This is a genomic window from Niallia alba (genome assembly GCF_012933555.1).
GTDB lineage: Bacteria > Bacillota > Bacilli > Bacillales > Cytobacillaceae > Niallia > Niallia alba.
In genome coordinates, this window is the sequence record NZ_JABBPK010000001.1 from 5,044,824 (window position 1) to 5,068,853 (window position 24,030).

The 24,030-nt window shown below is 36.1% G+C and carries 23 protein-coding genes, 2 pseudogenes and 1 riboswitch; of the genes and pseudogenes, 5 read left to right on the forward strand and 20 right to left on the reverse strand.

All coding sequences use genetic code 11. The features are described 5' to 3' along the window. Positions 1-210 precede the first annotated feature (210 nt). From HHU08_RS23860 to HHU08_RS23940, 17 genes and pseudogenes are all read right to left on the reverse strand, one after another. Complete coding sequence (locus HHU08_RS23860) at positions 211-1,191, reverse strand: LLM class flavin-dependent oxidoreductase (RefSeq protein ID WP_169189484.1); 981 nt, start codon at positions 1,189-1,191, stop codon at positions 211-213. Positions 1,192-1,225: 34 nt separating this feature from the next. Further along, on the reverse strand, positions 1,226-2,221 hold the full coding sequence (locus HHU08_RS23865) for an LLM class flavin-dependent oxidoreductase (protein ID WP_169189485.1): 996 nt from the start codon (positions 2,219-2,221) through the stop codon (positions 1,226-1,228). 88 nt (positions 2,222-2,309) lie between these two features. Beyond that, entirely contained in the window at positions 2,310-2,612 is a 303-nt protein-coding gene (locus tag HHU08_RS23870) for a DUF3219 family protein (protein WP_169189486.1), read from the reverse strand. Positions 2,613-2,668: 56 nt separating this feature from the next. Continuing rightward, complete coding sequence (locus tag HHU08_RS23875) at positions 2,669-3,748, reverse strand: sensor histidine kinase (RefSeq protein ID WP_169189756.1); 1,080 nt, start codon at positions 3,746-3,748, stop codon at positions 2,669-2,671. 17 nt (positions 3,749-3,765) lie between these two features. Continuing rightward, entirely contained in the window at positions 3,766-4,443 is a 678-nt protein-coding gene (locus tag HHU08_RS23880; RefSeq protein WP_169189487.1) for a response regulator transcription factor, read from the reverse strand. A gap of 99 nt (positions 4,444-4,542) precedes the next feature. Further along, positions 4,543-5,358 carry an ABC transporter permease gene (locus tag HHU08_RS23885; protein ID WP_169189488.1) on the reverse strand — a complete coding sequence of 272 codons (816 nt, stop codon included), beginning with the start codon at positions 5,356-5,358 and terminating at the stop codon, positions 4,543-4,545. Continuing rightward, entirely contained in the window at positions 5,355-6,377 is a 1,023-nt protein-coding gene (locus tag HHU08_RS23890; protein WP_224427586.1) for an ATP-binding cassette domain-containing protein, read from the reverse strand. The genes HHU08_RS23885 and HHU08_RS23890 overlap by 4 nt, the downstream gene beginning before the upstream one ends. A gap of 579 nt (positions 6,378-6,956) precedes the next feature. Further along, positions 6,957-7,298, reverse strand: a complete 342-nt coding sequence (locus HHU08_RS23895; RefSeq protein WP_016201547.1) for a zinc ribbon domain-containing protein YjdM — start codon at positions 7,296-7,298, stop codon at positions 6,957-6,959. A gap of 89 nt (positions 7,299-7,387) precedes the next feature. After that, positions 7,388-7,900, reverse strand: coding sequence for an LURP-one-related/scramblase family protein (locus HHU08_RS23900; protein WP_268870224.1), 513 nt, complete (start codon positions 7,898-7,900; stop codon positions 7,388-7,390). Between the two features lie 258 nt (positions 7,901-8,158). Beyond that, a pseudogene (locus tag HHU08_RS25315) lies at positions 8,159-8,577 on the reverse strand (YhgE/Pip domain-containing protein); the annotation flags it as partial. Between the two features lie 59 nt (positions 8,578-8,636). Continuing rightward, positions 8,637-9,908 carry a globin-coupled sensor protein gene (locus tag HHU08_RS23910; RefSeq protein ID WP_169189491.1) on the reverse strand — a complete coding sequence of 424 codons (1,272 nt, stop codon included), beginning with the start codon at positions 9,906-9,908 and terminating at the stop codon, positions 8,637-8,639. A gap of 188 nt (positions 9,909-10,096) precedes the next feature. After that, positions 10,097-11,485: a vWA domain-containing protein gene (locus HHU08_RS23915; protein WP_169189492.1), complete on the reverse strand. Its 1,389-nt coding sequence runs from the start codon at positions 11,483-11,485 to the stop codon at positions 10,097-10,099. 225 nt (positions 11,486-11,710) lie between these two features. After that, a complete protein-coding gene (locus HHU08_RS23920) occupies positions 11,711-12,454 on the reverse strand; it encodes an amino acid ABC transporter ATP-binding protein (RefSeq protein WP_169189493.1) in 744 nt (247 codons plus the stop codon). A gap of 20 nt (positions 12,455-12,474) precedes the next feature. Then, positions 12,475-13,218, reverse strand: coding sequence for an amino acid ABC transporter permease (locus HHU08_RS23925; protein ID WP_016201541.1), 744 nt, complete (start codon positions 13,216-13,218; stop codon positions 12,475-12,477). A 605-nt stretch (positions 13,219-13,823) separates the two neighbouring features. Then, positions 13,824-14,660, reverse strand: coding sequence for a transporter substrate-binding domain-containing protein (locus HHU08_RS23930; RefSeq protein WP_101728968.1), 837 nt, complete (start codon positions 14,658-14,660; stop codon positions 13,824-13,826). A 102-nt stretch (positions 14,661-14,762) separates the two neighbouring features. Beyond that, a riboswitch (Lysine riboswitch) is annotated at positions 14,763-14,944 on the reverse strand. 200 nt (positions 14,945-15,144) lie between these two features. Next, positions 15,145-16,593: a DEAD/DEAH box helicase gene (locus HHU08_RS23935; protein ID WP_169189757.1), complete on the reverse strand. Its 1,449-nt coding sequence runs from the start codon at positions 16,591-16,593 to the stop codon at positions 15,145-15,147. 126 nt (positions 16,594-16,719) lie between these two features. Continuing rightward, positions 16,720-16,911, reverse strand: a complete 192-nt coding sequence (locus HHU08_RS23940) for a hypothetical protein (RefSeq protein ID WP_016201538.1) — start codon at positions 16,909-16,911, stop codon at positions 16,720-16,722. Between the two features lie 800 nt (positions 16,912-17,711). Here HHU08_RS23940 and HHU08_RS23945 point away from each other — a divergent pair. Both HHU08_RS23945 and HHU08_RS23950 read left to right on the forward strand, forming a co-directional pair. Further along, positions 17,712-18,050 (forward strand): PadR family transcriptional regulator, encoded by a 339-nt coding sequence (locus HHU08_RS23945; RefSeq protein WP_053215593.1) that lies wholly within the window; start codon positions 17,712-17,714, stop codon positions 18,048-18,050. Continuing rightward, positions 18,040-18,597: a DUF2812 domain-containing protein gene (locus tag HHU08_RS23950; protein ID WP_169189494.1), complete on the forward strand. Its 558-nt coding sequence runs from the start codon at positions 18,040-18,042 to the stop codon at positions 18,595-18,597. The genes HHU08_RS23945 and HHU08_RS23950 overlap by 11 nt, the downstream gene beginning before the upstream one ends. Before the next feature lie 301 nt (positions 18,598-18,898). On the opposite strand, the gene HHU08_RS23955 is transcribed toward HHU08_RS23950, so the two are convergent. The 3 genes from HHU08_RS23955 to HHU08_RS23965 form a co-directional block, all read right to left on the reverse strand. Then, a complete protein-coding gene (locus tag HHU08_RS23955; RefSeq protein ID WP_224428491.1) occupies positions 18,899-19,855 on the reverse strand; it encodes a TRM11 family SAM-dependent methyltransferase in 957 nt (318 codons plus the stop codon). A gap of 426 nt (positions 19,856-20,281) precedes the next feature. Continuing rightward, positions 20,282-20,794 carry a hypothetical protein gene (locus HHU08_RS23960; protein WP_169189496.1) on the reverse strand — a complete coding sequence of 171 codons (513 nt, stop codon included), beginning with the start codon at positions 20,792-20,794 and terminating at the stop codon, positions 20,282-20,284. Positions 20,795-20,887: 93 nt separating this feature from the next. Then, a complete protein-coding gene (locus HHU08_RS23965) occupies positions 20,888-21,532 on the reverse strand; it encodes an RNA polymerase sigma factor (RefSeq protein ID WP_169189497.1) in 645 nt (214 codons plus the stop codon). An 87-nt stretch (positions 21,533-21,619) separates the two neighbouring features. Between HHU08_RS23965 and HHU08_RS23970 the strand changes: the two genes are divergently transcribed. From HHU08_RS23970 to HHU08_RS23980, 3 genes and pseudogenes are all read left to right on the forward strand, one after another. After that, positions 21,620-22,048 (forward strand): VOC family protein, encoded by a 429-nt coding sequence (locus HHU08_RS23970; protein WP_169189498.1) that lies wholly within the window; start codon positions 21,620-21,622, stop codon positions 22,046-22,048. A gap of 277 nt (positions 22,049-22,325) precedes the next feature. Beyond that, on the forward strand, positions 22,326-23,438 hold the full coding sequence (locus HHU08_RS23975) for a hypothetical protein (RefSeq protein ID WP_169189499.1): 1,113 nt from the start codon (positions 22,326-22,328) through the stop codon (positions 23,436-23,438). A gap of 242 nt (positions 23,439-23,680) precedes the next feature. Beyond that, positions 23,681-23,953, forward strand: a pseudogene (locus HHU08_RS23980) (helix-turn-helix domain-containing protein); the annotation flags it as partial. Positions 23,954-24,030 lie beyond the last annotated feature (77 nt).

The window sequence follows — 24,030 nt, forward strand, 5'->3', positions numbered from 1 at the left end:
TTTTGTCTAAAATAAGGTGCAAAGCCAAAATATTAGAAATCTTTGTTAGCGATAAATTTAATCGTTTCGCCCCATGCAAAGTATCGCCTTTCTAATAATAGGCTTTGCATGAGTGGAAGTAGTATCAGACAATCGTATGTGATTCTCCAACTGTAAGCACCCCCTTTTATCATTATTATAGCTAATTTTATCGGGTGTTTAAACCAAATATCAAAGAACTGCTTGTGCTAGTAATGTATAAGATTGCAGTTTTTCTTCAAAATCATAAATATTTGTTATAATCATAAATTCATCCGTTTGATAGTTTTCACTTAATCGGACAAGCTCTTCTTTTACTTTTTCTGGCGTTCCAATTATTGCTCGTTTTCGGTTTTTCCTTACGATTTCTCTGTCTTCTTCTGAAAGGTCTGCCCTTTTTGCCTCTTCTTTCGAGAGAATAAAGGTATCTTCTCCTTTTTCCACTGCTAACAGCCAAAGATCTTGGCTCATTGCCATTTCTTCTGCTTCTTCTTGTGTAGGTGCACATACAACAAAAACACATATATTTGCTTTTGGATTAGCAAAAGTGCCAGATGGCTGGAAGTTCTCCCGATAATGCTTCATCGCAATGCTTCCGCTAATTGGATTGATAAAATGTCCATATGTAAAAGCAGTTCCTTTTTCCGCGGCTAATCTGGCTCCTCGCTGTGAGACACCTAACATCCATATTTCCGGTTGTGTTTCAATGGAGGGATATGCTCGAACTTCAAGACCAAGCGGGGTATTTGCTAAATAATTTTGAAGTTCCGTTACTTGTCGTGGGAACTCATTCAAGCTTTTCCTCATCCCATCTGTAAGGGCTAATCGAGTGGGAGTAGATCCGCCTGGTGAACGCCCAATGCCTAAATCGATTCGGTTAGGATATAACGCTTCTAACACCTTAAAATCTTCCGCTATTTTAAATGGACTGTACTGGGGAAGCAAAACACCACCAGAACCGACACGTATCCTGTTTGTTTGAGAGGCAATACTCGATATAAGTACCGCTGGAGAAGTCCCCGCGATTCCATTTGAATTGTGATGCTCAGCAACCCAAAACCGAGTGTATCCTAATTCCTCTGTTCTTTTTGCCAAATAAATCGTATTTTGAAGAGCATTCGCTGCATGCAAATTTTTACTAATAACAGACTGATCAAGTACACTCAACTTCATTTGAATCCCCTTCTTTCCTCACATTTTAGAAAGATTACCATAGCTCTTTTGCAATAAGCTGATAGGATTTTTTTCGGCTTTCATAACTATTAGTAATAGTAATAATCATCATTTCATCTGCATTATACGCTGATTGTAAATCAACCAATTGCTCTTTAACCTCTTTTGGATTCCCTATAATCATCTTTTTTCGCATTTCTTTTATTCTATCTTTTTCATCGCTAGTAAAAGAATAGTTTCTTGCTTCTTCTATTGTTGGAATTCCTTTAGTTTTTTCGCCTGTATCTATTTTAATTTTCGATAGAAACCAACTTAAAGCAAGTTCCTCTGCTTGTTCGGTTGTTTCTGCACAAATAACTGATACAGTTACGATAGCTTCGGGCTTTTGAATACCTCCGCTTTTTCGAAATGCATTTCTATATGTATTTACAATCTCCATTCCATCTTTTTCGCTCATAAAGTGTCCAAATGCGTAGGCTGTCCCATAATTTGCAGCTTGGATAGCACTTTTTTCGCTCGTCCCTAGAATCCAAGGGACAGGGGGAACAATGGGAAGAGGATGTGCAGTTATTTTGGAAAACATCTGATCAGATGGATAATTATTATATAAAAAATGTAGAAGGTCTTTAATGGATTCCGGCATATTCCGGACATTTTCTAAAAAATTCCCAGAAAGAGCAATCGAAGCTTCAGCAGATCCGCCTGGTGCTCGACCTATTCCTAGATCAATTCGATTTGGAAATAAGGTTGCCAGCACATTAAACGTTTCGGCCACTTTATAAGGCTTATAATGTGGTAATAATATAGCTCCAGCTCCAATTCTTATCTTTTCTGTATTAGCTCCTATGTATCCTAGTACGACTTCTGGAGCAGAGCTAGCAAGACCTGGGAAATCATGATGCTCTGCAATCCAGTATCTTGTGTAACCGAGTTTTTCTCCAAATTGTGCAAGTTTCATCGATTCCAGAAGTGCCTCTTGCGCCGTTTTTCCAGATAAAACTGGAGCTTGGTCTAAAATACTTAACTTCATCTGACAGACCTCCCTGTTGTATAAATAAGCAAAAAACAGATCATAAAAACGATTAACAGCGATCTGTTTGTCTATTATATTTGTAAATTCATTCCACTTCTTTCAATTCTAAAAAGAATTCACTTATACTATTTTCATCTGAGAAATCGGTATAAGAAGTAGAATACTGATTGATTTTCCCTCTAAAATTCAATTGCTTATTTGGGATACTTACATCAAAAACATTTTCATATAAAAACTTCGTCACTACATGGTATTCTTCCCCACCACTTACTTCAAATTCAAAACTAACGAGCATTAAATACTTCTCGGTCTTATTACTTTTCATCTTTTTCTCTTTATAATTGGAAACAGTTAATTCAAAATCATTTAAGACAACTTTATTTACCATGTTACTCACTCCTTATTTAGAAGTGGAAGCAGAGGAACGTTTCTTATAAGGTCCGTTTAATTGACCTCAGTAGAACCATCCCTCTGCTTCCCTATTTTCACCGTTACTTCTGTTCCTTTTCCTACTTCGCTTTGGACTTGGATTTCGCCTTTGTGTAAATCAATGATTTTTTTGACAATCGAAAGACCGAGTCCATTTCCTCCAGCGCTTCGATTTCTTGATTTATCTGCTTTATAAAATCGTTCAAATATATGCATGAGTGATTCTTGTTCTATACCGATTCCTGTGTCTTTTATTTTAACAGTGATGCTTCCATTATCCGATTTAAATGCCTCGACTGCTATAGTACCTTTTGTTGGCGTGAATTTTATACTATTATGCAGTAAATTAATCCATACTTGATCCAGCATGACTTCATCTGCAGTGACTTTTACGTCCTCAAGCGAGATATCCATATTTATTTCTTTTTCTGTCCATTGTGGCTCGTTAGCAAGAATAATACGACGAAGCTGGTGATCTAATCGGTATTCTCTTTGATCCAAAGGCAAGTGTTCCGATTCTAAAGAGGTAAGCTTTAATAGATTTTCACTTAATTTGGACAAGCGTGTACTTTCCATTTCAATAATATGTAAATAATGTTTTCGTTCTTCTGGACTTAAATCATCATTTTTCAAGGTATGGGCAAAACCACTAATAGACGTTAAGGGAGACTGGATTTCATGGGACACATTCGAGATAAATTCCTGACGCATTTCTTCCATTTCTCCTAATTTTTCTGCCATATCACTGATGCTTGATACGATTTGATAATAGGGATGATCATCATCTCCTTCACGAAACTGACTTTTATAATAAGAAAGATCAATCTTAAAATTTCCTTCTGCAATCATTTTTATTGCTTGAATGATTGGATGCAGGTGTTTCTCTTGTCTTGATTTTACCCATGGAATTCTTGTGATAATTGCTATACAACAACCAAAGAAGAAAAATCCAACAATCGAATTTATTAACTGTCTGATGAATTCACTAGGAGTTATTTGAATTGCATCATAAAGCCATGCAGTTAGCAAATAAGCTAGTGACCAGCATACTAGTAAAAATACAATGATTGAAAGGAAGCCTGCTGTTCGTTTCATAAATTGTGAGAACTTCACTATTTTCCCTCCAAACGATAACCGAGACCACGGATTGTTATTATCTTAAAGGGGCATTCTTCTTGAGAAAACCGCTGTCGCAAGCGTTTTATATGAACATCAACTGTGCGCTCATCTCCTTCATAATCAAAGCCCCATATGTCTTCAATCAATTGTTCTCTCGAGAAAGTTTTCTTTTGATGGGTTGCAAGTTTAAATAATAGTTCAAATTCCTTTAAAGGCAACGTAATTTCTTCGGCGCCAATAGAGACTTTATAAGAATCACGATCAATAGTGACATCTCCAATCACAATCCGATTGGAGAGAGTAATTTGATAGCGCTTAAGAAGCGCTTTTACCCTTGCTAGTAATTCGGCCGGAGCAAATGGCTTTACTAAGTAATCGTCCGCTCCGAGATCAAAGCCCTTTACCTTTTGGGTTGTTTCTCCTTTTGCAGTCAACATTAAAATTGGCATTGTATCCGTATAATTGGTTCGTACTTCTCGACAAAATGTCCATCCATCCATATTTGGCATCATAATATCGAGGATAATTAAATCCATTTTATCTTGCTCTAATAAAGTCATAGCAACTTCTCCATCTTCTGCCTCTACAATGGAAAGACCCTCCTTCGCCAGAATGATGCGGATTAATTCCCGAATATGTGGATCATCATCTACGATTAATATTTTTGCCATACACTTCATCCCTTTTAAAAAATAAGGAGAACCGCCAAATTAATGGCCGTTCCTATCCATTTGATTATTCTTTATTCTACCATTTCTTCTTACTAAAACTCATGCACGTCGCATATAAGCTCGTACTGTAATTGGCGCAAAAATTGCTACGATGACTGCTGCCCCAATTAGGGAGATCGTGAAATCCCATCCCATTGTGCCATTGTTCGTTAAATCTCTTACTGCTGTAACTAAATGCGAAATTGGATTAACTTTTACAAACCATTGAAGTATATTAGGCATTGTATCAGCTGGTACAAAGGCATTAGAAAGAAAGGTTAGCGGAAATAAAACAATCATTGAGATCCCTTGCACACTTGAAGCTGTGCGTGAAATAACACCCAAGAAAGCAAAGATCCAGCTAATTGCCCAAGAACAGACAATGACAAGAAGTCCTGCTAGGATCACAAAGCCTATACCACCTTCTGGTCGGTAGCCCATAACATATCCCATTGTAAATGTAAGAGTTGTTGCAATGGTATATCGAATCGTATCAGCTAATAATGCTCCAGCTAAAGGTGCGATCCGGGCAATCGGCAAGGACTTAAACCGATCAAAGACCCCTTTATCCATGTCCTCCCTGAGCTGTACTCCTGTCACAACAGAAGTGGTAATAACAGTTTGGACGAGAATGCCTGGAATAATAACAGGCAAATAGTTTTGCACATTTCCAGAAATAGCCCCGCCAAATATATACGTAAACATAAGAGTAAAAATAATCGGCTGCAATGTAACATCGATTAATTGTTCAGGTGTACGCTTTATCTTAAGCAAACCTCTGTAAGCCATTGTTAATGAATTTCTAACCGCTTGGCGAAAACTTGAGTTTCCACGAAGTTTCCGTTCATGAGCTGGTTTTATGATAGTGCTGCTCATACTAATTCCTCCACTTTACTAGATTTATTCGTAGTATCTGCGATATTTTCTTTTGAACCAGTGATAGATAGGAAAACCTCATCTAATGTTGGCTTCTGTACACTTAGCTCAGCTAATGGAATACCAGCCTCTTTTAAGGTAATTAGCAAATCTGTTACTTTATCAGCATCGGCCATAGGTGCTGTGATTTTTCCACCTTCTGCTGAAACAGCTGATTGGACGTTAAGCACACGCTCCACGATTAAGCGAGCATCCTGCATATACTGCTCGTTTTGTATACTTAAATGTAAGGATGATGTACCGATTGATTCCTTCAAATCATTTACGGTTCCTTCCGCAACTACTTTCCCATGATCGATAACCGCAACTCGGTCCGCTAGTTCATCTGCCTCTTGAAGATATTGTGTCGTTAGTAGTACTGTCGAGCCCCCATTAATTAACTTTCGGATTGTATCCCACATTTGGTTGCGGGTTCGCGGATCTAGCCCAGTTGTTGGTTCATCTAAAAAGATAAGCGGTGGTTGGGCAATGAGACTGGCAGCTAAATCAAGCCTTCTGCGCATTCCGCCAGAGAAATTCTTCAATGGACGTTTTGCCGCTTCTATTAAACCAAACTCTTCTAGTAAATCCATTGCTTTACGCTTCGCTTCAGCTCGCCCTAAGCCTAATAGACGAGAAAAAATAATTAGGTTCTCCGTAGCACTTAATGACTTATCAACAGAAGCGTACTGACCTGTAACACCAATTAATTGGCGAACAAGCTGCGGTTCCTTTACTATATCGTAACCAAAGATTTTTGCTGAACCAGCATCTGCCTTCAGTAATGTTGCAAGCATTCTAATCGTGGTCGTTTTCCCAGCTCCATTTGGGCCAAGCACACCATAAATCGAACCAGCGCGAACATTCAAATCCACCCCATCAACCGCCCGATTATCACCAAATACCTTCACCAAACCACGAGCCTCCACAGCCCATTCACTACTATCTATAATCTTTTTATTATTTATAATTTGATTCAAGTAAATCCTCCTCTTCATCTGATGAAGCGATAATAAAACACAAATATGAACTCCATATGAACGAGGGAAGCAGAGAGACGGTTCTTAGGGGGACTTTTTTTGGGGGAAATGAATAACAGCAATGGTCCGCTACTATGACTTCGATAGAAAAACAAAAGATGACTAGGTTACAGATTCTGTTATAAAAGGAAAATCGGTTATCCAAAAGTCATGCAGATGTTTTATCTGCGAAACATTGTGATAACCGCTTAGCAAAAGATATTCGGGCATTATTCAGCAGGAAATTAAACGGTTTGATTATAAAATGAAGGTAACTGATGTGGAGCAAAGAGAAAACCAACTTATTACAGACTATACTATCCTAAATGCTGAGACGAAAGGGGAGAGTTAAACATTGAACAAATGCTAGAATATCAAATTCATAGTAGAGAGACAAAACAAATCGGTGATAGCCATCTACCTTTCCAATCCATTTTCCCCATTGAAAATGTAGATGCATTTGATACGAAGTAAGGCAGAGGTACGGTTCTTCTGAGGACTTTTAAGGGAAACAGTAGAACCGTCCCCTTGATTCTCACTTTATATTTTTTTCACAAATTCTGATTTTAATTTCATTGCACCAAAACCAACAATTTTACAGTCAATATCGTGGTCACCATCAACTAAGCGAATATTTTTCACCTTTGTTCCTTGCTTTAGAACCGAAGAGCTACCTTTTACTTTTAAATCCTTGATAACAGTAACCGTATCTCCATCATTCAAAACATTTCCATTTGCATCTTTAATAACTCTGCTGTCTCCGTCTATTTCGGTTTCAGTACTAAACGTCCACTCATGTCCACATTCTGGACAAACCAAAAACGTCCCATCATCATATGTATATTCTGATTCGCATTTTGGACAATTAGGCAAATTGCTCATTCTTATTACTCCTCCACAAATTGAATTGGTATTAAAGATACTATTATAACAAAAAGGGATCCTCAGAGGGACCTTACCTCTACTTAATGTTAATGGGTTGATGATGAAGCTGCAGCTGCTTCATCTGCTTTCACACAATCAATTGCGATGACGAGGGCAATAACAATCGTCTCTAACTCTTCATTTAAAATTTGTACCTTATAACTATCTCCCCAAGTGAACCACTCTTTATTTACTTTACCGATGACTTTCCCATTTTGTAATACTTGAAAATCCATATCCCACCAGTTACCAAGTACCTCCATACCTGCTGCCTCAATATTATACCGTGCTTTAAAAAAGGAAAACTCTTTCTTAATAGTCAGGACTTCTTGACCATTTATTTCAACAAAAAACTTTGGTAAAAAGCTTAATACCTTTTTCGTAATAAGCGCAATTTCATTTTTGTTTTCATCCCTAATAGAGAAGGTCTTAGGAATTTTCATAAAACTTCCCTCTACATAATAAACATCCTTCTCCTGCTGATCCTTAACTGTAAATTTACCACTTAAACTAAACACCTTTTGCTTTATATAAAGTTGTTTCATTTTATACCTCCTGATATAGCAGTTTGCTAAATTGGTTTGCCTTATTCCATATAATAATCAATTGTTATAACATGGAAATCAACTTAAAATCACTATTTAGAATGGAGACCGTTTGTATAAATGGTCATTTCATTCCTATATTCAACACTTTATGACGTAATACCTCCCATAGTGAAAAAAGGTATGTAAACGAAGATGTTTACATACCTTTTCCTTCCACTTTTAAATCAAAGTCATTTAAAACAGGATAGCTTATGTCGCCTGTTTTGGTCTTTAAGAAAGCGAACTTTGAACAGACGTTTCTCGATGCTGGATATGACTTGCAATCCATGCAATGATCCCAGCTATTGCAAGATAAGTCACCAAAATAAATAATTGGGTTTGAAGCTCATGCCAATTAAAGTACAAATAATGGAACACTTGCTACTTCCAGCTTAAACACACTTAAAACAATAATATCTACGATAATCGCTTGAACAAATCCAATCGTATAAACCAATCCTAGTTTGTTAACTAAATGATGGGTTCCATTTACAATCTGCTCTTTTCGTTTTCCAAGAGGAAGAATATTGGATGCCATTATCCCCACCTACAAAAAAGGCAAGTGACAAGAAGTAAGGTGCGATACCCGATCCGTAATTTGGCACAGTGGAAACATTTTGCTGTTCGAGTACTACTGGTTCAGAAAACATATCCGTCCATTAGCTTATCTGTGCCTTCCTTAAGCGGCTTTGTCCCATTCGCAGCTTTGTTATTTAACTAACATTTCAGCCGTATGTGTTATTTCATTTGTTGTTTCATGAAGTTGATTTACAATTAAGTTACTATTTTTAATTTCCTTAAATATTACTTCTGTTTTATATTTTGAATGTTTGACAGCATAAACAATTTGATTGAAGAACTCAATTGTTTCTTCTGTTATTTTTTGATTTTTCACGATATCCTCGTTAAAGGTAGTGACAGACCCATTTACCTTTTTGACCTGTTGAGAAATTTCTTTAACAAAAGAAGCAATTTCTTCCGTAGATTGTTTTGTCATATTCGATAATTTTCTTATTTCACCTGCTACTACTGCAAACCCCTTGCCATGTTCACCAGCGCGTGCCGATTCAATCGATGCATTTAGTGCTAAAAGATTAATTTGATTAGCAATGGAAGCAACAACGTCTACTACATGATCAATTTTTTGACTAACTCGGCTCATTTGACTAATCTCATCCTGCAGAACAACAATCTGATTTTTGATCGCTGTGGCAGATTCCTTTTCTTGTCCCATTCTATTTTTTCCCTCTTCAGACAAGTCCTCTACCTTTTGAATAGCCTGGTTCCCACCATTGGCTAACATTTGAATTTTATCAAATTGGCTAATCAGACCTTGTAAGGAAGAACTCGTTTCTTGTGTGATAGCAGATAATTCATGGGCAGTTTCCCTCAACTTTTCTTGTATTTTCTCTTTTTCTTTTTCTTTTACTAGACGATTGGATTCTTCCTTTATTTCATACGCTTCTAATACTAATTGTTGCTCTAAACTAAAGATTTTTTGAAGGGAGCGAACAGCCTCATACAATTCATTTTTATTTTGGATTTCTCGATAAAAAACTTCTACAATCGCATTCAATAAATGTTGGAAAGCGTTCACATACCATTTCGTTCCTAACCCTATTTTGACATGAACATGCGCAATTCTTTTTCTCTGTATAACATATGATTCATTCACTTTCCCAGAAAATATTTCTGTAATATGGTGATACAATGTTTTTCCAAGTTTTTCAACATCGCTATAGGTATTAATGATCGTAATTAAAGTAGGTTCTTTCATGACAGTCTCATAAAAGGAATTCACTAAATTTTGCGCTTCGCTTTCTACTATTGGTTTTAAAACGAACAATCGTTTAACATCCATTTCTGTTAAGCCTATCATTTCAATTTGAGTTAGCAATTCCTTTGGCAAATTAAAATCTACCACTACGTTATCTAAAGATGAAAATAACAATTCAGCCTTTTTCTTTCCTAATAACGGCATTACGAGTCTCTCCCTGCTGTTAATAAATGTATATACTGTAACTATTATACCATTTACCAATATAGGCAAAAAGACTCAATTATAGGTATTAACTCCTGAAAAATAAAAGCAGTTACTTTCTATTATTCATTAAAAATGAAACAATGGAAGAACTGCTTTTCGTGTAATTTCCTGCTTCCTCTATACTCCTATTGCCATTGCTGACGCCATTTTTCTACCTTATCGTTAATTTCTTTTGCTGCTCGATCTCTTTCCGACTCCTTTTCTTCCTTTATAGCTTGGAAGTGCTTATTTCGCAAATCGTGCTGTGAATGAGCTAATTTCAAAACTTGTTTTTCTACATCATCGGTAATCACTTTCTCATCATGCAAGAAATACGCTGCATCTTTAATTCGATTCCATTCTGCATCGGAAACCCTATATAGAGGATTATAAATCTCATTCATCCTCTCCATCGCCGCAGTCATTTGCTGTAACGTCACCCCTTGTGTCCAAACAAGCTCCCCAATCGTAGGCTGCCATTTTTTTGTAATTTGCACTTCCAAATCAGCTGGATCGTTCACTGTCACATACTCCCCACCACCAGAATCGGCCACTTGTTTTAATTGCTTTTGGCCTTCGTTATCTACGTCAAATCCAATGATATTTACTTTAGCCTTAATACTTTGATTTTGTAGTTGTTTAGCAGCAGTAACAGGGTCTCCATCACATGTTTCCACTCCATCACTCACCATATAAACCAAATTTTCGTACTCATCTGCAGAATAGGACGCCAATATTCTCTGAGCATCATTTATAGCCCCAGCTAACGGTGTCCAGCCACTTGCCTGAAAAGAATTTAATGAGTTTGTGAAATTTTTAGGTTGATAGGCAGATAGCGGATATATCGATTCCACGGCCGAACAAGATTTTTTCTTGTCTGAATCAGCCGATGAGCCAACATGTCCATAAGAAATCAACGCAACATTCGCATCACTTGGAATTTGCTCCATAAACTTCGCAATTGCTGCTTTTGCAAGCTCCATTTTTGTTTTTCCTTCTATTTCCCCATTCATACTGCCACTTGCATCCATTAACACCAAAACGTTCATTTTCTTTTGTTGTGTGGTTACTTCATCCTCACCACTCGGCAATTCAGGCATCACAAACCCATGCTCGTATGTAACTAATTGCTCATAATAGTTTTTATAATTTCCTGACCCTAGCGTATAAACAAGGTAATCATACACTTGCTCACTGCTTAGATTTTTATGTTTCATAAAATAATTCTCAAGCTCTTTCTCGGCAATCGGATTAAATGTGTCTTCTAGAAAATCTCGGTACTGCTGACTGTCCCAGCCTTCCAGTGTTTCTAACTGCTGATCCATATGTGTTTCAACTAATACTCCTGCTTGCTGATCAACCATTTCTTCTACCGTTTTGGCAGCAGGCGGGATTTTTTCTTCCACAGCTTCCTCCGTTGTCGTTGTTTTAGTAGTTTTTAGCTTCTCCGGTTGCACTTGATCCTTTGCACAAGCTGAGATTATCACTAAAGACAAAATACAAACTAAAATTGCCCCTCTTTGTAAAGCTTTCATCTAATACCCTCCTTCTAGAAAAATCCATTATTTTCTATACGTCCTATGGAGATATTAGTTTCTAAGGCTTAGGGCACAATTTACAGCAGAATCGTTAGGTGCATATTCCTATTAATTAAAGTACTGACAAATAAAAAAGATGACCTCTACAGAAAACAGAGATCATCTATTTATAAATCCTTTATTCATTTAGGTAACTTCTTTCCTATCTTTCTATCATGAAATTTATTGTGGTTGCAGAATCGTCCGCTTTAAAAACTCTCTAGTACGTTCTTGTGTAGGATTTTGAAAAATCCGCTCCGGACTTCCTTCCTCCGCAATAACACCTTTATCCATAAAGATAACTCGATCTGATACTTCTTTTGCGAATTCCATTTCATATGTTACAACAATCATCGTTAAGCCAGAATTGGCAAGTTCCTTCATGACCTTTAAAACCTCGCCTACCATTTCTGGATCAAGAGCCGATGTAGGCTCATCAAACAGCATAACATCTGGATTCATCGAAAGAGCTCTTGCTATTGCGACTCGCTGTTTTTGACCGCCTGATAATTGTTTTGGCTGTGCATTAATATACTTATCCATACCAACAACGTTTAAGTAATGCATCGCTACTTTCTCGGCCTCTTCTTTGGATCTCTTTAGGACCTTTATTTGTCCTACTACACAATTATTGAGAACATTATGATTGTTAAATAGGTTAAACTGCTGGAACACCATCCCTAAGTGTTTTCGATAGGACGCAACATCATGTTTATCATCCAATATATTTTCTCCATGATAGAGTATTTGCCCGCCACTTGGTTTTTCTAAAAGATTAATACAACGAAGTAGCGTCGATTTACCAGATCCAGACGAACCGATAATGGAAACTACTTCTCCTTTCGTTACAGAAAAATTAATGTCTCTAAGTACTTCATGTGTTCCATAGGATTTATTAAGATGCTGAATATCAATAATTTTTTCCATCTGTTTTTCACCTTCTTCCATTATTTAAATTTGCCTCTTAATTGGTCATCTCTTCCGATCACCGTATAGCTATCAGATCCATCTAATTTCTTCTCCATATATAGCAATATTCTCGTTACAATAAAGGTCATCACAAAATAAATGAGACAAGCTACAAAGAAAGATTCAAAATATCTAAAGTTATTTCCTGAAATCGATTTTGTCACGAAATATAATTCTGTCACTGAAATAACATTCAGTACGGACGTATCTTTAATATTAATAACAAACTGATTGCCAGTTGCAGGCAGGATATTTCGAATAACCTGTGGCAAAACAACATTCCACATTGCTTGAACATGATTCATCCCAATTGCATGCGCTGCTTCAAACTGCCCTTTATCAACGGAAATAATTCCGCCTCGAACAATTTCTGCCATATAAGCTCCTGTATTAATCGATACGACAATAATCGCCGCAGTAAGAACATTCATATTTATACCAAATGCTAGCGCAGAACCATAATAAATAACCATCGCTTGGACAATCATCGGTGTTCCACGGAAGAATTCAATATAGATAGACAGTATGATATTGACCAGTTTTAAAATGACTTTTTTTGCACCTCGTTCTGGTGTAGGGATCGTGCGAATTACACCTGCTACCAATCCGATAGCTGCCCCAATAATCGTCCCTATCAAGGCAATCAAAAGGGTTAAACCAGCACCACGAAGGAACATAGGCCAATTCTCTGAAATTATTTTAATGATCCATTCAAGACTCATCTTTTCTCCTCACTTACTTTACTGTATAAAGAGGCTGGGACAAAACTAGATAGCCAATCTGTAAAGACGAACAATCTCTAATTTATCACTTAAATAAAGGTTCCTTTTATACAATGGTTATTTATGTTTTAAATATAGTCAAGTGTAAAAACTAATTCGTTCCATTGCGCTACAGAAACTCGCTTTCCGCGGGGAGCAACCTAAGCCTCCTCGGCTAAAGCCTGTGGGGTCTTAGGTTTTGCTCTACTTCCCGCAGGAGTCGAGTGTCTTCCGCTCCATTCCACTCTGTTTTTAAAGGCAATTCCCTAAAAAATATTGTTTTTTTAGAAAAAATGAATTAGTAGGAAATATGGAGCAGCCTGAATACACGTAGACTCCTATGGGAGCTGCGAGAAAGTCCGAGACCCTGCAGGCCATAGGCCGAAGCGGCTCGGCGCTCGCCCCATGGAAAGCGAAGTGTATTCAGGCTGCGGATATTAACACTAACTGTACTGAAACAGCCTTTTATAAAACTAATAAAACCCGAACAATCATTTAGGATTATTTGATAGTTGTTCGGGTTTATCTATGACTGGAATACTTATTTCCCAGCCTCTTTATCCTTTTTATTCTGCTGCTGGTTGATTTTTTATAGCATTATCCATTATGCTTGTACGTTCTTCTTCTTTGATATCTGCTAAAATTTTATTAATCTTCTCTGTTAAATCACTGCCCTTTTGAAGGCCAACTGCGATAGATGTATCTTCTTCCGATGTTTCAAATCCATCACTAAATTCAACCATTGCAAACTTGTCATTTGCAGTTGAGGCACTAACTCCTTCGGGACGTTCTGAAACATATCCATCAATAACTCCTGACTCAAGCGCTACCCTCATTGCTGGGAAGTTATCCATAGCCGTCTTTTTTTCTACACCTTCAATTTGATCAATTACAGAATAGTGAAAGGTATTTAGCTGTGCTGTAACTTTAGCACCTTTGAAATCTTGGATAGAAGCAGCATTTTCATACTTACTTCCTTTTTTCACAACCATTACTAAATTTGATTTATAATAGCTATCTGAAAAGTCAATTGTTTCTTTACGTTCTGCAGTTGGTGACATCCCTGCGATAATTGCATCAATTTTCCCAGAAACTAATGCTGGTACTAATCCGTCCCATTCTGTTTTAACAATCACTAATTCTTTTCCTAAACCTTCAGCTACTTTTTTCGCAATTTCCACATCATATCCACCAGCATATTCTGAAGAGCCATTGATTTTCACAGCTCCATTAGAATCATTGTTTTGTGTCCAGTTAAATGGAGCATAACCCGCTTCCAGTCCTACTTTAAATGTATTATCATTTGATGATCCAGAAGCTGAATCACTGTTCGATCCACAGCCTGCCAATAAAAGCATAGCTCCTACCATTAAAACCATAAATAATGTAAACTTGTTTTTCATGATGTCTCTCCTCCTATTAATCTACTAAAACAAAAAAAACGACCTGAGATCAACTCAGGTCGTAGTATATGTAATAGCCCTAAAGTCCTCTCTTTTTATCCCAAATGAGATAGCACAACTCAATAAACAAGGGGTTTATTGAGACAGTCCTGCAGTTCTTAACTACAGACCCAGCATGTAATACGGAGAAATATTACACACTTCGGCGACATTTCCTTCTCCTTAGCATCATAGCTTCTCAAACTCCGCTAAAGACTGTTAAATATCGCGCCTCTACCTCACTGTTAAAAAGTGAGGTCTTATTCAATTATTTTTAATAGTACCGTATTTTGTCGAGATTCGTCAACTTGTTTTTATCACCATTATCTTTGTAAATTGTATTTTATTTGGTTTTAATAAGGAAAAATCTTTATCACAAAACGCTTCTTTTCAGCAAATTTGTACTACTCTCTGTATTATTATAAAAATCAACTGATTATGATTTTTAGTCCTTCTTAGCCTCATATACCTTCAATGATTTACCTTTGATTGGCGTTTTCTTCATTCTTTCTAATACTAAACGCCCTTTATCATTTAAAATCTCTACATAAGAAAAAGTATCCATTATCGTAATAATCCCAATATCCTCTGCTGTTACACCTTCTATTTTAGCGATCGTTCCAACAAAGTCGACTGCTCGAAGCTTCTTTTTCTTGCCGCCATTAAAGTATAATTTCATAATTTGCTTGTTTAATTTTTCATTTTTCGCCTTTTTTATGGTGGGTTCTTCATTCTTTTTTGCTTCAAAGTCAGCTTGCTTATTGGCAACTTCTTCTTTTGCAGGAGCATCTATCATTGGAATTTCAAAACCTATATATTCTTCTATCTCCTGTAAAAACCTATCTTCAAATGGTGTCACAAATGTGATGGCTTTCCCTTTTTTACCTGCCCGCCCTGTTCTTCCTGTGCGATGAACATAGCTCTCCTTTTCTAAAGGAAGATCATAATTGATCACATGGGTGATATTATCAATATCAATCCCTCTAGCTGCCACGTCTGTCGCAATTAAATAGTGAAACTCTCCCCTTTTAAAATCATTCATGACTTCAAGTCTATCTTCCTGTACCATACCACCATGGATTTGATCACAGTTATATCCTAAATCTGTTAATTGATCACTCAAGGTATCTACTCTATCTTTTGTACGACAAAAGATAATACAACTATCAGGATTTTCTACAATCGTTACATCTTGAAGAAGAGAGAACTTATCCTTCTCTTCTACTTTTATAAGCGAGTGTTCAATTTTATCTGTAGTCAGTCCAGTCGCCTTGATTTCAATATCAATAGGTGTCTTCATATAGCGCTGTGACAGTTCTTTAACCGCCTCAGGTAAGGTAGCTGAAAATAACATGGTTACTCGATTTTGTGGTAATGCATTGATAATAGCTTCTACCTGATCAATAAATCCCATGTTTAACATTTCATCCGCTTCATCAATTACAAGATAGCTAATTCTGTCTAAGGACAATGTCCCTCTCTCTATATGATCCAATACGCGCCCTGGTGTACCGACCACTACATGCGTCTTTTGTTTTAATTCTGTTTTTTGGATAGCAAACGGCTGTTTTCCATATACAGCTGCTGCTTTAATTCGTTTAAATCTTCCTATATCTATAAAATCTTCTTTAACTTGAACAGCAAGTTCCCTTGTTGGTGTCAAAATTAACGCTTGAGGTTTATTCTCTTCCCATTCCACTAATTCACAAATAGGAATCCCATAGGAAGCCGTCTTGCCACTTCCAGTTTGTGATTTCACAACAAGATCGATTTTTTCTAGTACAAGAGGGATTACTTTATTCTGAACCTCTGTTGGTGTTTTATATTCTAAACTATCTAGAGCTTTTACTATTTGATTACTTAAATTAAAATCATGAAAATTCTTTGCACTCATCATTAAGCCTCTTTTATTTTGAATTATTCTTCTTATTATTTCCGTAACATTTAGTACCTTATACAAACTTCTATTATACGCTATCTTCTCTTTGTAAATGTACTAAGGTATTAAATAAAAAAAGACCTACCCTTTAGGCAAGTCTAATGCTTGATATGCTGATTGATACTTTCCGCCTGCTGCAACTTCTGAATGATACAAAGCCCTTAATGCTGAACTTTTCTCAAGTTCATGTTCATCCATTAAATCCTTTAAGCGTATTTGCAAGTCCTTATTATCTTTGATTAACTGTTTCATTTGTGATTTCATGTATTTCATAAGATATCTAATCCTTCCTAGAGCATAGCCCGCACTTATTCTAATCAAGTCTTTCCTATTGTACTTTGTGTGTATTCCAGCTCTCCTTTTCACTCTATTATTACATACAATCCTCAAATTTTATAAAAAAATACATCTTTAACATTATAAGGTTCTAGTTAATAAAAAGATGATCTCTACACAGACAGAGATCATCCAAAAAAATTACACTTATTCATTTCTAATTTTTCCATTAAAAGTTAACCCAAATAACCTCAATAGTAAGAACTTTTTACCATTACCTCTAACTTGATATATTGCTTATGGGAATATATACCCCTTATCCTTCTGATAAAACAAAAAAGTCAGGTAGATTAATAGTAGGTAATTCCGTTTTGTGAAAAAAACACTATAAATACATGTAAATTTGCTAGCTTGCAATATAGCAAATAACACCCCTAATCGCTTCTTAACAATAAATATTGTCATCGTGCAATCGGGGTGTTAGTTTGCTTGTTATTTGGTATGTAACTTTTATCTCATTCAGGAAATTTTTGTAGGATTGTATAGAAAATGTGTGGTCAAATTTAGGTAATTCAATTCTTCAACTAACAGGGCTAATTGAGGAAAAATATTAACAATTTCTTAATGTTTGAGGTATCCTTCTTTAGAATCTAATTACATTTTTTAAAGTTATGGTTAATTTTAAGAAAATGCTGATATGAGGTAAAGTTTTAATTTGGTTTATAGCTTGACTGTCGATATATTATAATATATATTATGAGTATCGATATATCGCTGGTCAACATATGAAGGAAAAGGTGATTCCTATAAATCCATTATCAGAATCTACATATTTAATCTTATTAGCTCTTTATCAAGGACCACTTCACGGTTATGGCATTATAAAAGAAATTGAAAATACCAGTGAAGGAAAGTATATCATCGCACCTGGTACCCTTTACGGAGTATTAAAAAATTTAGAAAAACAAAATTTGATAGAAACTATAGCTGTCGAAAGGGAAAAACGTAAGAAAAAAACATATTGTATTACGGATCAAGGAAAAAAAGTACTTCATTCGGAGTATGAGAGATATATTCGAATGATTAATTATTCAAAGACAATCATTCAAGGGGAGATGGATAAAGGTGAAAAATAATGCTATTAAAAAGGTCACAAAACGTTTTTCAGATTTTTCCAAGGAGGAAGAATGGTTAAAAAGTATGTTAAACGAAGGTTGGATACTTAAAGGTTATGATTCTGAGGATATTGGTGACTGTCACTATATCTTCGAACGTACCCAAAGTGAAAAACCCAAAAATATAATTTATAAAATTGATTTCCGAAGCTTTGATAAAAAGAGAGATTTTGAAGAGTATAAAGAGATTTTTCAAGATTCTGGTTGGACCTTGCTTTCAAAAAGCAAGTGGTATTCCAAGCATATTTTTTATAGAGATTCCCCCTCAAATGAACAAAGCGATATTTTTTCTGACCAGGAATCATATATAGAAAGAGAGAAAAGAAAAAGGACTTCTCTCCTGATGTATACCGGTTTGGCTTCTATTGGTTTTATAATTTTTATTGTTTTATGGATAATCTTTGATTATGCTTATTTTGGTGCATTTGGGCTTTCCCTATTATACGTCAGTTATAAGTATACAATTAATTATTTTAAACATAGAAAGTTCTTAAAATCTATTCTTTAGAGTTCTGTAATCTATTACTCATTCTAAAATGAATACCTAAAATAATCGCTTTACTTTTTTATATCACTATAAGCGCTTATCATTATTGAAAAAGATGAATACAGGTGAGATCCGTGTGGGTGGAATACTCTTTTACAAGAGTATTCCACCCACACGGAACATTATTAAAATAGTTTTCTCTTTTTGACTTATCTCTACAAAAAAGGCCACATCTGTATAAAAATTCCGCTTAATCATAGGCTATCATAAAATCGTAGATTGAAATATTCAAGTTAATCCTCATCTATTCCATCCCTATGCCTTAGCAGCAAACGATTGTTTGCCGTATAAATTTTCCCTTTGGGACTTCACACCGATCTACTATTTCAAAACCTGCTTCACCCAGTATTCCATCTATATCTTCAGTCGTTACGATGACCATTTTTTTAGCAAAGCGACGGGCGCTTTGCAACATTGCAAATTTTTCCTCATCGGAAACAACGGAGCAAAGATTATATGGCATGTCGATAATTGCCACATCATACATTTCTGTTATGTCTCTGATATCCCTTAAAAATACAGGACCAGAAAGTCCAAAATGGGCGAGATTGTTCCGAATGCCCTTCATGACTAAGGGATTATAATCACTGCCTGTTATATTAACTCCCATCGATAAAGCCTCTACCAATACTGTCCCGATGCCACAGCATGGATCAATCACCTTCACTCCTCTTAATTCTGGAACTGCAATATTTACTAGCGCTCTAGCCACTCGGGTAGTTAGTGCAGTTGAGTAGTTATGAGGTTTCTGTTGATGAATAAGCCACATACCCTGATTTTCCGAATAGTATCCGAAATACCATTTTCCTTTTAACTTGGTAATAGCAAATACTATCTCTGGATTATGAAGATTTGCTGCACCTGGAACCAAGCATCCAATTTGTCTAGCGATTCCTTTCCTTTCATTAAATTCCATTTTATCAAGGGGATCGATGTCCCGATAATTGATGCCGATTACCTTATAAGTACCACGCAAAGGAGGCATTGCCTCTACCTTTTGTATTAGCTCTTCTAACCTATCACCTGTAAATAGAACCGCTATTTTTTCTTTTATAAAAGGACTCCTACTAGGGTCTCTACTTATGCTGCTTTCTAATACAAAGGCATGTAAGTCAGCACGAAATAGAGAACGAACTTCTAATTTACATAGATGTTCTTCTTCCTCCGCATAATTGAAGGTATATAAAAAGGTATTGGGGACCAACCTATTTTGACTCAAGTTCTTTCTCCTCCTTTTTGGATAAGCCCTTGAGCTGTTCCATTTTTTCATGAAAATAGTAAAACGAGGCTGGGACATAAGTATTCCAGCCAAGGATAATTCCGAACAATTATACGAAGATGCTAATGAATGTTCCGTATAATTGTTCGGGCTTTTATTTGTTTTTCAAAGGATGTTTCCATGAAGTTTGGTGCGATTCCCCGCAGCCGGAATACACTTCGCTTTCCATGGGGCTCGCGCTGAGCCGCTTCGGCCTGTGGCCTGCAGGGTCTCAGACTGTCTCGCTAATCCCATAGGAGTCTTCGTGTATTCCGGCTGCTCTGTTTTTCCAACTAATTATATTTCCTCTTGTAAAAAGTATGCGAAAGCAGCCGCTATTTACTAGCTATATTAGAAATTGTTCGTCTTTACAGAGTATCTATTTAGTTATGTCCCTTCCTCTGCGTTGTTTTTCCTACGTATTTTAAATGATTTGTTAAAGCCTTCTTCCTTTAAGTATTCACAAGCTTCCTCGTAGCTTGAAAAACTATTTTCTAGATTGACTCCGGCATATATATTCCAAAACCCTTCTTCTTGAAGAAGTATGAGCGTATTATTTTCCGTATCAATCCATGTTTCTTCTTCCACGGTTTCTTCCTCCACCGTCTCTTCTTCTTGTATATTCGGTCCTAATGATTGAATGGATTTTTCAATAATTTCTTTTAGTTCTTCTTTTGAAAAATCTCTAATATTGACCATCCCTTTTTCGTCTGTCTCATACTCACTCAGCTTGTCCGCATATACAAATCCGTTCCCATTGGGATGTAAGTGATACACGACGTTCTTTTTGTCACTTCCACTTTCCGCATAATGAAAATTGACGCGTTTTAATGAAACATTCTTTCGTTCTAATTGAGGGAACTCCTCGATAATATTTAGTTTTTCTTCAAATGATAGCATATTTGCCTCCAGGATTTTTATTATAATTAGTCTCCGTTCTAATTGTGGGTAAAACTAATATACCACGTTTTGGTAGTATGAATATAGTTCAACTTACTTGGATGTAATTTCTAAAATATTTCCATCTGGGTCTATAACATAGAATAGAGAATGGATAGAACTTCTTCTTACCTTAAAACTTTGTGATTCTAATAGTCGATAAAGATAAAATATTTGCATCGGTTTTACTTCCCGTATTGCTTTAGTGAGTGCTATAATAATTTCTTGATTAGAAGAGGGGATTTCCATATTATTATTTTGTAATTTTAGTTTCTTTCTAGACCGATGAAGTGCTGTTTTAATCGACTCATTACTTATTCTTAACATGGATGCCATTTCTTTTGAAGTGTAGCCAAATACATCCTTCAAGGTAACTAGCATAGCCTGTTTTAAAGGTAAGGTGGTAAGTAAAATTTCTATTAAACCATCGTAATCTATAAAATCGTGGGCCTCTCCGAAAAGATCCTCATTAAATAAAATACTCTCTTTATATTTCCTTGTCTCATCGATAAACTGATTTTTTGCCACAGTACATAAATAAGAAAATGTAAACTCCCTTTTCGGCTCTGCTTTTTTTATTTTATAAACCTTTAGGATCGTTTCTTGTACTAGATCCTCGGCTGTCCAAGGTGACCCTGACAACCTTAAACAATATTTATAAAGTTTCTTAATCACAACCTCTATATCTTCAAAAACCATGTTTCCTCCTCTTTATATATATATAAGTGTAACTTTTCCACTATTATATTCGTTATAAGGAAGAATTTCATTTCAAGGAGGAAAATTATGTTTAAAGTAGGTAGTATATTTATTCCCGTTACAGATATTAAGAAATCTACCGATTGGTATGTAAAGTTTCTTGGTGCGAAGATAATCGATAGTTGGGAGGATGGTGCCGGCTTTTATTTACCAGCTGGGACAACACAGTTAGCCTTAGTAAAAGTGGAATCCCCCCAGCCTACAGAGTTTATTATTAAAGGGGAGCAGAAGAACTCCTATTTTAATTTTGTCGTTGACGATATTGAAGCTGTCCATCAACAATTCAGAAATAATGACATCGTTACTACCGAAATCGATGATTTTGGCGGAATGAAATTTTTTGATTTCTTTGACTTGGACGGTAACCCATTTAGTGTCGTTGATGAAGTGAGTGATTCTCCTTTCCACTCAGATAATGTAAGGAAAATGCAAGAAAGAGATAAAACAAATAAATAACTATTTAGAGAAAAAGAATTATCCATTCTATTTCAATGGTTATTCTTTTTTCTTTTACAGCAGGATAAATTTATATTAACGGGAAGTTTGTGTGAAAAAGGTACACTTTAGGTTAACGGGTTCGCAAACAGTTCAACCCTTGAAAATACAGTGTTAATCTATTAATCAAACACTCCTATTCTATGAAAATTAGATACTCCCCGTTAACTTTATTGCATATGGGGAATACATCTAGAATAATAGATAGAAGAAATCCATACATAAGGAAGTGAACAACATGAAAAAACTAGCATTGTTATTTTCAGGAGTACTCCTTGTTGTGCTCCTCATCTCTTGTTCGAAAAACACTCCTACTATTAAAGAAAGTGAACAACATGATGAGGAACAGGGACAGGAAGAAGACGCTTCTGGTGAGAAGGAAAAGAAGAAAGCAACCAAGGAAGAGATTCCTTCTCCATCCTATAAAGCGATGGAACCAACAAAAGATGCTTCTCCTCTAACCGAAAAGGTAGCTGAAGAAGAGTTAGAACAAATGCCGAGTGCAGAAGCCCGTGGGGAGGATCGCACTAGGTTGGTTCCACTTGGAGAAACATTAGTAAAAGGTGCCGATGATCAAACTGATGGTCCATTAAAGAATCATAGACTTATAGCCTATTACGGACATCCAAACTCTTCCAAAATGGGGATATTGGGAGAAATGGAACCAGATGAATTAATGGCAAAATTAAAAGAGCAAACCCAAGCTTATTCAGATGCAGACCCTTCACGACCTGCTGTACCAATGATTGAACTCATTTCTACCGTTGCACAGCGTGACCCAGGGACGGATGGGAAGTACTACCATCCAACTTCCCCAGAGCAAATTGATAAATATTCCAATCTCGCGCAAGAAAACGATGCCTTGCTTATGCTGGATGTCCAACTTGGAACAGATTCCGTCCTAAATCAAGTGAAATTGCTTGAGAAATGGCTAAAGCTCCCTCATGTCCACCTAGCTATTGATACGGAATTTCATGTAAAAGAAGGACAAACTCCGGGTGTCAATCTTGGCCAAGTAGACGGAGCTGAAGTACAAGAGGCGGTGCAGTACTTAACAGAAATGGTAGAAAAAAATAATTTGCCCGATAAAATTGTCCTTGTTCATCAATTTATGGATGAAGCATTAACGAACAAAGAAGCCATCCAGCCAACCGAGAATGTAGAAGTAGCCTTAAATTATGACGGGTGGGGCGATTCTAATACTAAAATGGCACTCTATCGCAAATTCGTGCGCAACGAAGCAGTGCAATATGGCGGATTTAAAATCTTTTATAACAAAGATAAGCCTGTGCTAAGTCCTGAAGAGGTCTTAATATTGGATCCCAGCCCTGCGATTATTAATTATCAGTAGGGAATTCTCCGTGAAGGAAATGTTATGATATAAGGCTGGGACAAAACTAAATAGTTAATCTGTAAAGACGAACAATCTCTAATTTAGCTCTTAAATAAAGGTTACTTTCCTATACTGATTATTTATGTTTTTAAATATATTCAAGTGTAAAATAGAAATGATAATTTAAATATGTACAAACGTGCTTGAATAAAGATGTACAAAATTGATTATGAATTACATACTAATATTGGGTGATTAGTATGTACATAAAGTTAAATATTGAAACAGATTTTGAGATTAAGAGTCTTTCAGATTTAGGAAAATTCAAACAAGTAATGGAGCAGTTAAAGATGAAAATTAATAAAAGTGAATTAGCAAGGGAATTAGGGGTAGATCGTAGAACAATCGATAAATATCTCAATGGGTTTATTCCAAAACGTACAAGGAAAAAGGCATCTATGCTTGATGAATATTATGGGGTAGCGTCAGGAAAATGCGGATTTACAACGTTAAGGAAATCAAAATATAAAAAGCCTAATTTCTCGGTGTTATAAGTGAAAAATTAGGCTTTAGTTACTTCATTAAAGCGCCTGATTGTTGAAGACTAAAG